The sequence below is a fragment of the Fodinibius halophilus genome, from assembly GCF_011059105.1.
GTDB classification, from domain to species: domain Bacteria; phylum Bacteroidota; class Rhodothermia; order Balneolales; family Balneolaceae; genus Fodinibius; species Fodinibius halophilus.
Map to the genome: position 1 here is coordinate 41,469 of NZ_JAALLS010000017.1, position 14,637 is coordinate 56,105.

Below are 14,637 nucleotides of genomic sequence, written 5' to 3' on the forward strand. Positions count from 1 at the left end.
CAACACTCTCGAACTTCAACACTTTGAACTTATAGTTAAGAGCGATTTCGCGAATCCATGCCCCACATCAGTTTATGGCGAAGGGTATCAAAATAGCTCTGGTCGGGCAATTCAATGAGGTCTATGGTAAAGTTAGAGCGTCGAATAGCTACTTCAAATGGATAGGACTCAATCTCTTTGATGTGACCATCATAAGAAAAGAGTACTTCGTGATCTTGTTCATTGACTTGTACCTTCAATGACTTGTTAGATGGCAGTACAAGCGGTCGGGTGGTAAGGGTATGCGGGTTTATGGGGTTGAGCACCATCACATCTGTATTGGGCATCACAATGGGGCCGCTGGAAGAAAGGTTATAAGCGGTAGAGCCTGTAGGAGACGCCACGATTAGGCCATCAGCCCAATAGTCATTAATAAACATATCATCATACTCAGCGTGCACTTTCACCATTGAGGTTGAATCCTTTTTGGAGAATAGAAATTCATTTAGAGCATGATATATGGTACCGTCTTGGTCTTCTGCTTCAAGTAGGTAGCGTTTGTCAATGCGATACTTGCCATCCAGCAAGTTGCCTAAGGCTTTTGTGAGCTGTTCTTTTTGGGTATAGGCCATAAAGCCCAGGCGACCGCTGTTAACGCCTAAGATCGGTTTCGGAATGTTTTTCATCAGCCGTGCGGTGTACAGCATGGTGCCGTCGCCACCGATAGCAATAATGATATCGGCTTGATCAATGGCTTGTTGCTCGTTCTCCACTACAACAGCAGAAGGATGTTCCTCTCCATTATATAGCTCCTGCAGTTCAGTGCAGAAGATGACATTTACCTCTTCGTGCTCATCTGCCCAGTTGAGCAAATTAATAAAAGGTTCTTTAACTGAATACTTATTAGGATTCGCAATGATGGCAAATTTCATAAATTCGATCACATATTTTCTGTAGCAGGCATGGTTACATCCCGAAGATCAAACCACCAAGGATACTGATTGAAATGGAGTTGTTCAATTTCATTGCGGTATAATGCCAGTTGGTCTACAGAAAACTGGTAGATCGGGAGATAGTTGTCCCACTGGCTATCAGGTATTAGAGGATAGCTTTTGGTAAAGAAGAGTCCGGTATTACGGGTTGGGGCCCGGTGTTGGATCATCTTCAGGGAAATATTTTGCTTAGACAGAGTAGTTGATAAACTTCCCAGGAAGGTGCGTATATAGGGATCATCAGAATACATTGTGTAGATCGGTGATGCCTGGGAAAGAGAGGTGGTATCCGGGGTCGTGGTATCTATAGGGTTTGAAGTTATATATTCATCCGGCAGAGATTTAAAAAAGGTGATTGAGTCGGAAGTAGTGATGCGACCGATGTTCTGTGCCTGTAATTTAGGTATACTACTGTGTTGGTTCCAGCGGAGTGTATAGGTAATGGGACCGCCATTGAGTAGCGTATATCGGCTGGAATATGATGGTTTTAAGCGTTCGTTTTGTATGGTACTTCGGGTCAGCTGTGGGCCCATTTGTGGTGTTAAATGCAACTTGTTTGTACTCAACGCTCTGAAAAGCACTTGCTCATTAGAGCAGGTTGTTATGTCTACACGGTTGAGATTAACCCCCGAAGCGTTGTAGTAATTGCTGAACTTCGAAAAGATATAGGTGGAATCGGTAGGTTGTTTTGAGAAGTTGAAAGGCCCCGTACCCACAGGAGAGAAGTTAGCGGGTTCTTCTGCCACTGCTTCTTTAGGATAGATAACAGCGTATGGCGTGGCCAACTTTTGTAGAAAACGGCTATCTTTTTTTTCGAGTTGAAATACAACAGTTTGTTGATCAGGAGTAGAAATACCGGAAATATCGTCAATACTCCGTTTCTCAGGATTATATACCATGCGTTGCTCCCTGTAATAGGGTTCAAATCCTCGTATATCCATAAAGAGTTGCGCAGCCCATGGGGGGGTGTCTGCTTTGGCCATTCTCTTAAAAATATACTTAACGTCCTGAGCTTTAACTTTGCGCCCCGTACCGGTGCTAAATATCTCACTGTCTTGGTAGAATATTTCGGGACGGAGGGTAAAGGTATAGCGTAGAGAATCACTACTTACAGACCAGTCTTTGGCAAGCCCGGCTACTACCTCGCCATTGGCATTAAGGCGGACGACACCTTCGTAAACCAACTGAATGGCTCGCATCGAGGCGGTATTATCAGCAAAGAGGGGGTCCAAAGAATATATTTTTTGACCTTCTCCAATGAGTAGTTTCCTGAACCCGGCTTCATTTTTATTGGTATCTTGCCTGTCGGTTGTATCGGCAGCAATTGTTGTTGGATTGTCGCCTACCACAACCGTTTCAGGTTGTTTACATGCAGCTACTATGAAAAGTATAGAAAGCGTAAATAGTAGTTTAGAGCGCAACGTTAATGATTTCATAGATAATTACATTTTTGTTGGTAATAATTTGGATCGCCGCTAATTTTTTGATCCCTTAAGCCCTTTAATACCTTTGATGGCCTTTTCATCAAGTAGGTTCGTATCGTACGATCGGATACGCCCTATTTTTTTCTGATGACGCTTTTGTGCAACGTCGATTAACTTTAGCATTAATTCTTTCATATTCATTCCGCTTTCTTCCCACAGATAGAAAGAGAAGGAGCCGGGAATGGTATTGATCTCATTAAAAAAGACTTCTTCGGTTTCTTCATTGATCAGGAAGTCTAGTCGTGCTACCCCGCTGGCGCGAAAAACTTTAAAGATCTGTTCTGACAGCGATTGAATCTTTTCAGTCAGTTCATCAGAAATATCAGCAGGAATAACGCGGTCGGCAGAAGCCATGCCTTTCTGTCCGCCGTCGGATTGATACTTATCCTCAAAGGAGAGTGTATCCTCTTGTCCCAATGGTCGTTCACAAACGCTGGTTTGCAATTCTTCAGGGGTGCCCAGCACCGAACAGTTAATCTCCATTAACGGACTAACCGCTTTTTCGATCATCAAATTATTATCATAGCGAAAAGCCGTTTCTATGGCTTCGATGAGTGCTTGTTCATCGGTGGCTTTAGTAACGCCAATACTGCTGCCCAATCTTGTCGGTTTAATAATTACCGGGTATTCGAGCTGTTGGGCATAGTGAAGTACGGTATCGCGGTCTCTTTCCCATTCTTTTTCAAAGAAGTCGAACTCATCCACTACGGGTATATTATGGGCACGGCACAGTTCTTTGGCTTTAACTTTATCCATGCCGATACTGGAGGCAAAGACCCCGCTGCCGGCGTAGGGGATATTATAGGTCTCACAGGTACCCTGAAATGAGCCATCTTCCCCTTCAGATCCATGAAAAGCGGGGATGACTGCATAAATGGGGTATTCCTCCGGGCTTCCAAAGAAACTTTTCTTTTCTGTTTCAAGAAGGATTGGTTTTCCCATCTTGTTATGAGAAAAAGTACAGTCGGTTGCCTGTTCTCGAAGTTTATCGAGATCTTTATAATTTTCAAGTTCCAGTAGAGGTGTGCCCGTTAACCAACGTCCCGATTTGCTAATATACAATGGGATGAGATTAAAGCTGCTCTCTTTTAAGGAGGCGATAACCTGCATAGCAGAGAGCACGGATACTTCGTGTTCGGGGGAGACCCCACCAAAGGCAATGACTATGTTTTTTGAGCTCATAAAACAGTCTGGATTTTTACATTTACCAATCGCCTTAATGATAATAAAAGATCACTTCAGATGTGATAAGGAAAGTGGACTATTTAGAGAGGGAGATTAGGTGATTAAGTTATTAGTGTATGCTGAGACAAGATGCGTGACTCGTGATAAGCGAAGGTGGGATGTTGGAAGTTGGAGTAACCGTCGTCAATCATCTGTTGTCTGTTAGTGGTTGTCGATTGTCGATTGTCGGTGGTCGGTACATTTTTAATACTTCATACTTTTCACTACATAATTATAAGTCAACCACTAAGACACTAAGGTCACTTAGCCATCTTAAAACTGGGGTGTGTATAATGAACTCTGTCCGGGCTGCTTACTATGGGGTAAGTCCAGTGGCAGGTGATCTTCAAATCGAATTATTAACTGTTTGCTGATAGGTACTTCCCTGAGCTCTATGTCAGTTGTAGTTTTTGCTATTTGTTTTCGTGATAGATTGAATAATAGAAAAGACGAACTACAGATCCTGAAACAAGTTCAGGATGACAAGAGGTTTAAAAGAGATATTTATTTGTAAGGATTAGAGTTTAACAAGCTCTTACTTATAAAAAGTAAGATGCGTTTTCAAAACATTGTCACACAGAGAGGATATGTTTATATCCTATCCAACAAAACGAGAAGAGTTCTCTACATTGGTGTTACTGGTAACTTAGTTAAGAGAGTTTGGTTGCATAGACAAGGACTAGGGTCAGAATTTACCCAGAAGTATAGAACTAAGTATTTAATTCACTATGAGTCTTTTAAACATATTGAAAGAGCCATTAACAGAGAAAAACAGCTTAAGAATTGGCACAGGGAGTGGAAGCTCAATTTAATAAGAGAACATAATCCAAAGTTTAGAGATCTTTGGCCCAAAATTCTACTTAGGAGAAATTATTTTTGAGCAAGTATTATTTGAAGAGTGCGCAAAGAGTACATGGAGCTTTTGAAAAATAAAAAAACTTGTCATCCTGAACTTGTTTCAGGATCTCAGAAAGAAAGGGTGTAAAAATAGAGCCAATAAAAAAGGCACGAGCTTAGGGCCCGTGCCTCAAAAGTTAAATGATTTTTGAAATAGCTAGCTATTTCTGCTGCGCCATGTAGTAGAGTTGTATAATACGCAACTCATCATAGCCCACCTTTTTATCCAGCTTATTATAAATTGGCCGCAGCATATGGGGTGCTACCTCATCAAAGACTTCCAGCACTTTGTTCCTCTTGCGGGTTGAAAGCGAAGAAGCTTTAACGATACCCTCCGGCCGCAGATCATTGCCATCCTCTAAATACGTTTTAAGATGTTTAATGATCGTCACATTCTTTACTCCGTACTGTTCAGCCAGGTGGTCCACAGATTTTCCTTCATTAAAGGATTCCCCGATTCGCTGGTATTTCTCTTTTTTAGAAAGCTCTTCCTTCTTTTCCTTTAATACCTTTTCCTGCTCTTCAATATCATTCGTTTTACAATATTCGCGAATGATTTTTAGGAAGTCCATTCCATACTTCTTTTTCTTAACCGTCCCCACACCATAAATAGGAATTAGGTTATCCGTAGTTTGTGGAAAATAATAGGCCATTTCCATGAGCGTAGTATCCGGGAAGATAGCATATGGAGGTACGGCCTGTTCATCGGCCAGTTCCTTCCGCTTATCACGAAGTTGTTCAAAGAGATCTTTTTCATAATTCTTTTCAACCTCGGATGTAGTACGTTCCATAGCCTGGTCGCCGACTACGGTATCACTGCGATCAAGGGCGCCAAACACATTTTCTTTTCCATCGAGTACGGCCCGTGCTTGGTCGGTTAGGGATAGAGGACCGTGACTTTCGTTCCGGTCTAAGTATTCCTGGTTCACCAGCATGCGGGCCAGCAAGATCCATTGCTCTTTGGCCCACTCATTGCCAATATTATATGTAGGCAGTTCATCATGACCGTTTTCGAGCACTTGTTCTTTGGTGGAACCACGGAGGATATCGGCAATATAATAGGCATCGTATTGTTCGCCGGTGCGTACAGCACAGGATAGAAACTTCTGAGCATGTACCGTTAAATCTTCTACCTCGGCATCAATAGAGAGGCAGTTGTCGCACATTCCGCAATTATCTTTTTTATAGGTTTCTCCAAAATAGCCCATCAGCGGAACTCGGCGACACTCGTCGGTCTCCATAAACTTCAGCATATCCTTCAGGTGCTTTTCAGCTACCTTTTTCTCTGTGCCTTCTTTTTGATTGATGAAGTACTGGATCTTTTGTTTATCCGACCGGCTATAGAGTACCAGGCAGTCGGCACGGAGACCGTCGCGGCCGGCCCGGCCAATCTGTTGGTAGTACGATTCAATATTTTTGGGCAGATCGTAGTGCATTACAAAGCGCACATTGGGTTTATCAATACCCATCCCAAAAGCAATGGTTGCAACGATGATCTGAATATCATCGCGAATAAACATTTCCTGGTTCCGGTTACGGAGTTTCTTTGAGAGTCCGGCATGATAGGGTTTTACCGAATGTCCTTCTTTTTTGAGCTCTACATAGAGCTCTTCTACCTGCTTTCGAGAGAAACAGTAGATAATACCCGATTGCTTTTTACGGGTATAGAGAAAATCCAGGGTTTGCTCCAGCGGATCTTCTTTGTCGGCCACTTTTAAAAAGAGGTTTTTACGGTCGAAGCTGGCCAGGAATGTTTCTGAGTTATCGAGCTTTAGAATATCTTCAATATCTTCACGAACACGGGGAGTAGCAGTAGCCGTAAGAGCCAGACAGGTGGCATTGGGGAAATCCTTGCGGATTTCAGTTAGTTCGCGATAGTCCGGTCGAAAGTCGTGTCCCCATTCCGAAATACAGTGTGCTTCGTCAATGGTAAAAAGATCAACATTTTGGGTGGCAAGCAGCTTCCGCGTTTTATCCATCATGAGCGTTTCGGGAGCCAGGTACAGCATTTTAATTTCTCCGTTACGTACCCGATCTACATTCCGCTGGTATTCGTCGGGGCTCAACGTACTGTTAAGAAAAATGGCTGGAATATCATACTGTTGCAGCTGTTCTACCTGATCTTTCATTAGCGAGATCAATGGTGAGACGACAATGGTGAGGCCATCGAAAAGGAGTGCCGGTATCTGGTAGCAAAGAGATTTACCGCCACCGGTAGGCATGATAACCAAGGCGTCTTCCTTATCAAGAACCTGCGTAATTACTTCTTCTTGCAGGGGACGGAAATCTTCATATCCAAAAACGTTATTTAATTTGTTGCGTGCTTCTTTAATCATTGATTGAATCGAAATTTGAATGTATCACGGATTAAACAAAACGATATCAGGCAGTTATTTATATAAACACAAAAAATGCCTGTAGAACGTTTGTCATTGCCAATAATTCAGTGTTCTAGCTAACTATAAAAAATCGCATGAAAATACTGATACCATCACTCTTTCAGTGATGGTATCAGTATATAAAGTTATTAAAAAGTTATTTGCTGAGGTATAGGTTTTTAAATTCGAACGGCTTTTTAAAGTGTTCGTCATCGAAATCTTCCATGAAGTAAATGCTTTCTCCGGTAGATTTCATTTCGGGACCTAACTCTTTTTTTACTTCCGGGAATTTGTCGAACGGGAATACCGGTTCTTTGATAGCCCAGTTTTTGAGGGTTGATGTCAGGTCTTTTTCATCAAAGTCTTTGAGTTTAGCACCCATCATTACTTTTACCGCAATTTTTGCTTCCGGACGTCCTGTCGCTTTTGCAAGGAACGGGATGGTTCGTGTTGAACGGGGGTTCGCCTCTAGTACGTAGACGTTATCGCCTTTCACCCCATATTGTACATTCAGGAAGCCCTGAATACCCATGTTGTCAGCAATTCTTTCGTGGTATTCCTTAATCTTCTCTATAGCTGTATCGCTGAGAGAATAGGTTGGGATTACTGCGGTAGAGTCTCCGGAGTGAACACCGGCCGGTTCAATGTGCTGCATGATGCCCGCAATATGGAGTTGGTCGCCATCGTATACCGCGTCAACATCTACCTCAACAGCATCTTCCAGGAATTTGTCAATGAGGAATGCATTTTCGGGATGGGTATCGAGTACACGCTCGGTATAGAATTCCAGCTCTTCTTCTTTTACGGCAATCCGCATTCCCTGTCCACCCAGTACATAACTTGGACGGATAAGCACGGGATAGCCGATACGGTCGGCAATCTTAAGAGCCCCCTCTACATCTTCTGCTGTTCCATATGAAGGGAAGGGGATATCGAGCTTTTTGAGGAACTCTGAGAAGGAACCGCGATCTTCAGCAAAGTTGATCATCTCGAAATCAGTGCCAAAAATCTTTATTCCTTCTTCAACAAAACGTTTACCAAGTTTAAGTGCGGTTTGCCCGCCAACCTGCAGAATTACGCCCTCCGGTTGTTCGTGCTCGTAGATATCCATCACACGCTCCCAGAATACCGGCTCAAAATAGAGCTTGTCGGCCGTATCAAAATCCGTGGATACCGTTTCGGGATTACAGTTTACCATGATGGCCTCATAGCCCATCTCCTGGGCGGCTTTTACTGCATGGACACAAGAGTAATCAAATTCAATGCCCTGGCCAATGCGGTTTGGACCGCTGCCCAGAATCATAACTTTCTTCTTATCAGTAACTTCGCTCTCATTTTCTCCATCATAGGCGGAGTAGAAATAAGGTGTTTCGGCAGGGAATTCAGCTGCGCAGGTATCTACTACCTTGAAAGAAGGCTTCAGGTCAAACTCTTTACGTTTTGCCCGCACTTCATTCTCAGTAACCTTGCCATCACTTTGGCTCAGCAGCCATGCAATCTGTTCGTCGCCAAAACCGGCCTGCTTAAGCTCGAAGAGATCTTCTTTGGTGATGGTGTCAAGCGTTTGTCCCTCGGTACGATTTTCAAGGGATACCATATAGCGGATCTGTTGCAAGAACCAGGGGTCTACTTTGGTAATGTCAGCAATTTCTTCTACCGATGCGCCCAGCTTAAAGGCGTTTCGGATATTCAGCATGCGATCCCAATATGGCTTCTTAAGCCGGTCACGAACCTCTTTGCGATTCAGTTCGTTGTAGCCGTCGGCTCCAAGCCCGGCGCGACCAATCTCTAACGATTGGTACGCTTTGTTCAGTGCTTCGGGGAAGTTTCGCCCGATAGACATCACTTCACCTACCGCTTTCATCTGGGTAGTAAGCTCTTCGTCTACATTGGGGAACTTCTCGAAATTGAAGCGTGGGGCCTTTACAATCACATAATCGATGGAGGGCTCGAAGCAGGCCGATGTGTTCCCGGTAATGGGATTGTCGAGCTCGTCAAGGTTATATCCTACAGCCAGCTTGGTAGCAATTTTTGCAATAGGGTATCCTGTAGCTTTTGAAGCCAAGGCCGAGGAGCGACTTACCCGCGGGTTAATTTCGATAGCCACAAAACGATCGCTGCCCGGTTCAACGGCAAACTGTACGTTACATCCGCCGGCAAAGGTACCGATCGAGCGCATCATCTTTATTGCGGCATCCCGGAGCATCTGGAACTGCTTGTCGGTCAAGGTCTGTGATGGGGCTACGGTTACAGAGTCGCCGGTATGCACACCCATGGGGTCAACATTTTCGACCGTACAGATAATAACGACATTGTCATTGGGGTCGCGAAGCAGTTCAAGTTCGTACTCTTTCCATCCAAAAATGGACTCTTCAATAAGTACCCTGTGCACGGGGCTCATTTCCAGGCCGCGCATAACTTTTCGTTCAAACTCATCTTCGGACCAAACGATGCCACCTCCGGCGCCGCCCATGGTAAAGGATGGACGAATAACGATCGGTAGTCCACCTAATTCTTCTGTAATTTCTTTTGCTTCCAGTAAAGATTCAGCTGCACGGCTGCGACATTGGGGAATGTCGATCTCTTCCATCAGGTCGCGAAACTCCTGGCGATCTTCGGTGATATCAACGGCATCAATATCAACCCCGATAATTTTGATGTCGCGTTCGCTCCAGTAGTTTTCGTGTTGGAGGTCCCGGGTTAAGTTAAGTCCTGTTTGCCCTCCCATTGTAGGAAGCACAGCATCAGGCTCTTCTTTTTCAACAATTTCCTTAATGGATTCAATAGTGAGGGGTTTCAGGTAGATCTCATCCGCCATCATAGGATCGGTCATAATGGTGGCAGGATTGGAGTTGATGAGGATAACTTCGTACCCATCATCCATAAGAGATTTGCAGGCCTGTGATCCGGAATAGTCAAATTCACAAGCTTGTCCGATTATAATAGGTCCGGAACCAATGATAAGAATTTTTTCTATGTCGTCGCGTCGTGGCATTCTATGTTAAGCTGTTTTTATATTTGAAATTCTTTAGATCTTATTTATTGGTGAGATGGTGTTGTATCCATCCCTGCTGCCGTTACTAGGCTGGTTCTTGCTTCCCTTCTTTAATCATGTCAATGAACTGATCAAAGAGATAACGCGAATCATGGGGGCCGGGAGATGCTTCTGGGTGGTACTGTACCGACATGCCCGGGAAGTTTTTAAATCGTAGTCCTTCTATAGTATCATCGTTCAGATTTATGTGGGTAACCTCTACCTTCTCTTCGTCAAGGTCATCTTCATCTACAGCGAAACCATGATTTTGTGTGGTGATTTCAACCAAGCCGGTCTCTTTGTTTTTAACCGGGTGATTGGCGCCGCGGTGTCCTACAAACATCTTCTTTGTAGCAATACCTTCGGAGAGAGCCATCAGTTGGTGTCCCAGGCAGATGCCAAATAGTGGCTTACCGGTGCTTTTAGCGTAGTTCACTACCTCAAGAGCATACTCACTGGTAGCATCGGGATCGCCGGGGCCATTACTGAAGAAGAACCCATCGGGATTCCATTGTTTGAGTTCGTCTATGTAGTCTCCTTTGGCAGGGAAGATTCGCAGCGTACAGCCCCGTTCTACAAAGTTGTCGATAATACTCTGTTTAATACCGTAGTCGAAGACAGCGACTTTGAACGGACCGTCACTGTGGGCAGTGCCCGGTTCCTCACGTGTTACCTGGGTGGCAAGTTCGAGACCTACCATGTCATCCCAGTTTTGTGCTTTTTCAACGAGTTTGTCTTCGTCGAGTTCGGTGGATGAGATAACTGCGTTCATTACACCTTTGGAACGGATATGGCGGACCAGTTTACGGGTGTCAATACCACTGATTCCGACTACTTCGTTACGCTCTAGATATTCTTGCAGGTTGCCGTCGGCCTGTGGATTACTGTGTTCCCAGGAGAAAGATCGCACAATGAGTCCTGAGATCATCACTTTTCGGGCTTCATCGTCGCGACTCATGGTGCCGTAATTCCCAATGTGGGGATAGGTCATCATCATGAGTTGCCCGTAATAACTGGGGTCAGTGAAAATTTCTTGGTAACCGACCATGCTGGTATTAAAGCAAAGTTCGCCGCCGGTGGTACCTTTTTTGCCTATCGCAAAACCGTGTTCTACGGTTCCGTCAGATAGGGCAATGATAGCTTTATCTCTGGGATACTGAGACATATCGAGAGGGGTGGTGTTTTGTGAGGTTAAAATTTAGATATAAAAAAAATCCGACAACGAATACGAAGCCGGACTTAAAAAAAAGGAATGGAATGCGCGGTATCTGGTGCCAGCCAGATATGTGTTCAAATTTTTTAAGGCAGTGTTTTCTGCCGTGTATATGTGCAGATGCTTCGGTAAAGATCAAATGAATTTAATTTGGTGTGCATCATTTTTTGTGCGTGCTGGCCCATTTCCAGCGCAAAACTGTACAAAGATACGAATCCAAAAATCTCTTTTCAACGATATTTTAAGTTCATTTATATTTACTGAGTTTGATGGCTCTGAATAATGTAATCTTTGTTCCACTTGTCATAAGAAACGGCTAAATTATTGGGTTTGCAGCATACGTGGCAGTCTTCAATATATTTTTGGGTCTTGCCTTGAGAAGGGTCTACAATAGTATGATTCACTTCTCCACAATAGGCACATCGAAATGTTGTGTCTTGAGATTCTCCAGTTTGTTCCATAATTCTGTGCTGATTTAAGTATTGGTGTTCGGAGATTTTGTGCATCAAACTTTTTGTAACATGACACAACAAAAGTTGATCCGAAAAAGTCCCCGTTCTCAGATATATGGCATGCTATTAAACTTGTTGGCAAGACGAATGTCTATATTTCGAGTGCAACAGGTTTATTTGTCTGTGTTGTCCAAGAATACGTCTGCACAGTAGTAGCCGGTTAGGGAAGAAAGAGCGCCGGCCAGTCCTCCGATGGCAACTGTCATAACGATGGCCAGCCATGGATAGGGTAAGCTAAAAATATTGGCAACGCGTTCTGTGAGTATGCCATTATTATTTATGTGAGAAATCATCGATTGTATCAGCCACAAGCCGCCAATCCCCAAGAATCCATATCCAAAAGAATGTTTGCCCGACTTGCCGAGTATAGCTCCCAGCACTAACCCGGATATGGCCAGCGACCACCAAGGGAAAACAAGACTTAACAACCAAGCGGTAAGAGCGATGAATAAAGCTAAAAGCATAGACAGTTAATTTAAGGTGATGGTATAATGCAGAGAGTCAGTAGCGGTAGGAGGTTGCCGCATAAACCAAAGTGGAAACAGTTCCCCATCTCTCCATTCATCAATCATATTGTCGTAATATTTTGAGCCGGGATTGCCGGATTGACCGCCGGGATAGATGCCCCATCCTTTTATTTCAGGGCCTAGTTGTACTACCATGCGCCAAGAAGGGCCGTGGCTGCCGCGTATTGCATTCACTGATTCTCCACCTCCCCCCGTGAATACATTCTCGCGGCCCAGTCCGGGTAGTCGACCCACATGACGTATGTCGGTATCATTAATATAGCCCCATTTCCAGCTGTCTCCCCAATCACCGTGTTTATTCTGAAGTGATAATATCGCTTGGTTGAATGACCGGTTGATCAGTTGTTTGAGCGTTTCTTTTTCCGGGGTATTGATATTGTCGTACCATTTGCTGGATGAGTTATTATGCAGAAATGTAACTACTTGATCCCGACTGGGCCATTCCATGGGGATATCTGTCTGTTGATATTCATCACTCCATATTGCCTCATAAAGCTCATCCCACCAAGCGTTAAAAAGAGAGGGCGCTATAAGTTCGCCCTTATTCTCGTACTTCCACTCTGTTAGTTCCGTTACGGCCTTTTTGTGGATATTCGAGAGGGTATCAGTTTTTACATGTTGTAGCAGCGTAGGTAGTATGCTTTTAGCGTGATAACTAAACAGATCCATTTGCAGCTTCTGCATCTCTTTTGGGGTAATATCTTCCATAGAGGCCAGCTGCTCATTAATTCGTCGCCCGCGTTCATAGGGGGCGAAATCATCATCCAAATAATAGGGGTAAGAATCACCGGCCGGATCTTGATTAGCTGAGCTTACAAAGCCGCGATCGGGATTTTTGACGTGAGGAATCTGATCGAATGGAATCCAGCCCTGCCAGTCGTAGCTGGGATTCGAGCCATCCCCAATAAAACGTCCCTGCTCATCCCACTTAAGTGGATATTTTCCTGTTACCGTAAGAGCAATATTGGAGCTATCCGCAAATACCCAGTTTTGGGCCGGACTTTCATAATGTTGCAAAGCTTGTCGATAATCATCATAGTTATCGGCTTTATTGATATCCAGGAAGTAGCGAAGCTCATTGGATTTCTCATGGGCAATCCACTGCATCGCATGGTATTTTGGGATATTGGAGCGCATTGGTTCATCCCCTGAGGTCTGCACCACCGGCCCGTGATGGGTATAAACAACAGTGTCTGTGACTGTTGATTCGCCTTTTACCTTAATTTTTTCAACCCGTTTTGTTGTAGGATGCCATTCGCCGTCATAGTTATAATGTGAAAAGGTGGAGTCGCGAAAAGTAATTTCGTACCAGTCCCATACATCGGCCCCAACATTGGTAGTTCCCCAGGCAATGTTTTCGTTATAACCGATGATGACTGCCGGAGCGCCCGGTAAAGAAACACCCATGACATTTTGGTCCGGTCCGTGAAGTTGCAGGCTATACCAGATAGATGGCAGAGTCATATTAAGATGAGGATCATTAGCTAAAATCGGGTAGCCATTGGCCGTTTTGGATCCGCTTACAGCCCAGTTATTGCTGCCGTTATTGGGATCCGGCTGAAAAGGAGCTACCGTATCAACAATAGCGGGAGTGAATGAATGTTGGGGCTTTTCGGGGGCTTGGGATTCAAAATTCCAATCCTTGCTTTCCGGTATGATAGGGTCGTTCAAGGGAGGGCTAATATCCAATACTTTTTTGATAAAGGAATCTCCGAAAAAAGCGCGTGTATTACTCATGCGCAGATCTGAATTGCTGCCGGCCAGCGTGTAGGTCATGTTTTTGAGTAATAACGCCGTTTTAAGGGGTGTCCATGTTTCGGGACGGTAGTCCAAAAATTTGTACTCCAGGGGATATTCGCTGGGGTCAAGCTGATCAATCCAGGCATTAACTCCCGCCGCATAGGCTTCAACAGCCTCAGCTGTTTTGGGGTGAGCCATTAATTTTTCAAGTGCCTGTTCGGCGGCATAGTTCATACCGATATGTCGTTGGTAGCGGTCGTACTGCAGGGTTCGGGACCCCAAAATTTCAGACAAGCGACCGGCTGCAGCGTGAGTCTGGAGCTCCATTTGCCACAATCGATCCCGGGCTGTTATATATCCTTGGGTAAAATAGAGATCATGATTGTTGGAGGCGAAGATATGGGGGATCTGGTGCTGGTCAAAAAAAACGGTCACGGAATCGGAAAGAGCTTCGCTGGCAACCGAAATTTTATGGTCAGTACGCTTAACGTTTTGGGTATTGGCCCAGAACCCCGTTTGTGGATTCCAGAATTTACCAAGCGGAGGGGCGGGGCCCAGTGGTACTGAAAGAAGCCAAAAGAAAAGTGCAGTTACAATACCGGAGATGCCAAGTTTAAGCCCCGCTTTTTTCATATAGTATGTCTATTGAATTATAGC

General features: G+C 44.4%; 10 protein-coding genes. 1 reads left to right on the forward strand and 9 read right to left on the reverse strand.

Annotation, left to right across the window (positions count from 1 at the left end; translation table 11 throughout):
- Positions 1–35: 35 nt before the first annotated feature.
- The 3 genes from G3569_RS12750 to G3569_RS12760 are packed head-to-tail and all read right to left on the reverse strand — an operon-like array spanning position 36 to position 3,637.
- Complete coding sequence (locus G3569_RS12750) at positions 36–911, reverse strand: NAD(+)/NADH kinase (protein WP_165269733.1); 876 nt, start codon at positions 909–911, stop codon at positions 36–38.
- Positions 912–919: 8 nt separating this feature from the next.
- A complete protein-coding gene (locus tag G3569_RS12755) occupies positions 920–2,407 on the reverse strand; it encodes an ABC transporter substrate-binding protein (RefSeq protein ID WP_165269735.1) in 1,488 nt (495 codons plus the stop codon).
- Positions 2,408–2,446: 39 nt separating this feature from the next.
- Positions 2,447–3,637, reverse strand: a complete 1,191-nt coding sequence (locus G3569_RS12760; protein WP_165269737.1) for a D-alanine--D-alanine ligase family protein — start codon at positions 3,635–3,637, stop codon at positions 2,447–2,449.
- Between the two features lie 595 nt (positions 3,638–4,232).
- Here G3569_RS12760 and G3569_RS12765 point away from each other — a divergent pair.
- Positions 4,233–4,559 carry a GIY-YIG nuclease family protein gene (locus tag G3569_RS12765; protein WP_165269739.1) on the forward strand — a complete coding sequence of 109 codons (327 nt, stop codon included), beginning with the start codon at positions 4,233–4,235 and terminating at the stop codon, positions 4,557–4,559.
- Between the two features lie 178 nt (positions 4,560–4,737).
- Here G3569_RS12765 and recQ read toward each other — a convergent pair whose 3' ends face one another.
- The 6 genes from recQ to G3569_RS12795 form a co-directional block, all read right to left on the reverse strand.
- Positions 4,738–6,912 (reverse strand): DNA helicase RecQ, encoded by a 2,175-nt coding sequence (recQ, locus tag G3569_RS12770; RefSeq protein ID WP_165269741.1) that lies wholly within the window; start codon positions 6,910–6,912, stop codon positions 4,738–4,740.
- Positions 6,913–7,111: 199 nt separating this feature from the next.
- Positions 7,112–9,949: a carbamoyl-phosphate synthase large subunit gene (gene carB / locus G3569_RS12775; RefSeq protein WP_165269743.1), complete on the reverse strand. Its 2,838-nt coding sequence runs from the start codon at positions 9,947–9,949 to the stop codon at positions 7,112–7,114.
- Between the two features lie 85 nt (positions 9,950–10,034).
- Positions 10,035–11,153, reverse strand: a complete 1,119-nt coding sequence (carA, locus tag G3569_RS12780) for a glutamine-hydrolyzing carbamoyl-phosphate synthase small subunit (RefSeq protein ID WP_165269745.1) — start codon at positions 11,151–11,153, stop codon at positions 10,035–10,037.
- Positions 11,154–11,458: 305 nt separating this feature from the next.
- Positions 11,459–11,707 carry a CPXCG motif-containing cysteine-rich protein gene (locus G3569_RS18965; protein WP_350356563.1) on the reverse strand — a complete coding sequence of 83 codons (249 nt, stop codon included), beginning with the start codon at positions 11,705–11,707 and terminating at the stop codon, positions 11,459–11,461.
- A gap of 119 nt (positions 11,708–11,826) precedes the next feature.
- On the reverse strand, positions 11,827–12,177 hold the full coding sequence (locus G3569_RS12790; RefSeq protein WP_165269749.1) for a hypothetical protein: 351 nt from the start codon (positions 12,175–12,177) through the stop codon (positions 11,827–11,829).
- Between the two features lie 6 nt (positions 12,178–12,183).
- On the reverse strand, positions 12,184–14,613 hold the full coding sequence (locus G3569_RS12795) for a penicillin acylase family protein (RefSeq protein WP_165269751.1): 2,430 nt from the start codon (positions 14,611–14,613) through the stop codon (positions 12,184–12,186).
- Positions 14,614–14,637: the final 24 nt, after the last annotated feature.

Bases quoted from the DNA above. Each gene is read 5' to 3' on its own strand.
- G3569_RS12755 (WP_165269735.1), bottom strand. From the start codon at position 2,407: ATGAAATCATTAACGTTGCGCTCTAAACTACTATTTACGCTTTCTATA.
- G3569_RS12765 (WP_165269739.1), top strand. From the start codon at position 4,233: ATGCGTTTTCAAAACATTGTCACACAGAGAGGATATGTTTATATCCTA.
- G3569_RS12795 (WP_165269751.1), bottom strand. From the start codon at position 14,613: ATGAAAAAAGCGGGGCTTAAACTTGGCATCTCCGGTATTGTAACTGCA.
- carA (WP_165269745.1), bottom strand. From the start codon at position 11,153: ATGTCTCAGTATCCCAGAGATAAAGCTATCATTGCCCTATCTGACGGA.
- recQ (WP_165269741.1), bottom strand. From the start codon at position 6,912: ATGATTAAAGAAGCACGCAACAAATTAAATAACGTTTTTGGATATGAA.
- G3569_RS12790 (WP_165269749.1), bottom strand. From the start codon at position 12,177: ATGCTTTTAGCTTTATTCATCGCTCTTACCGCTTGGTTGTTAAGTCTT.
- carB (WP_165269743.1), bottom strand. From the start codon at position 9,949: ATGCCACGACGCGACGACATAGAAAAAATTCTTATCATTGGTTCCGGA.
- G3569_RS18965 (WP_350356563.1), bottom strand. From the start codon at position 11,707: ATGCACAAAATCTCCGAACACCAATACTTAAATCAGCACAGAATTATG.
- G3569_RS12760 (WP_165269737.1), bottom strand. From the start codon at position 3,637: ATGAGCTCAAAAAACATAGTCATTGCCTTTGGTGGGGTCTCCCCCGAA.
- G3569_RS12750 (WP_165269733.1), bottom strand. From the start codon at position 911: ATGAAATTTGCCATCATTGCGAATCCTAATAAGTATTCAGTTAAAGAA.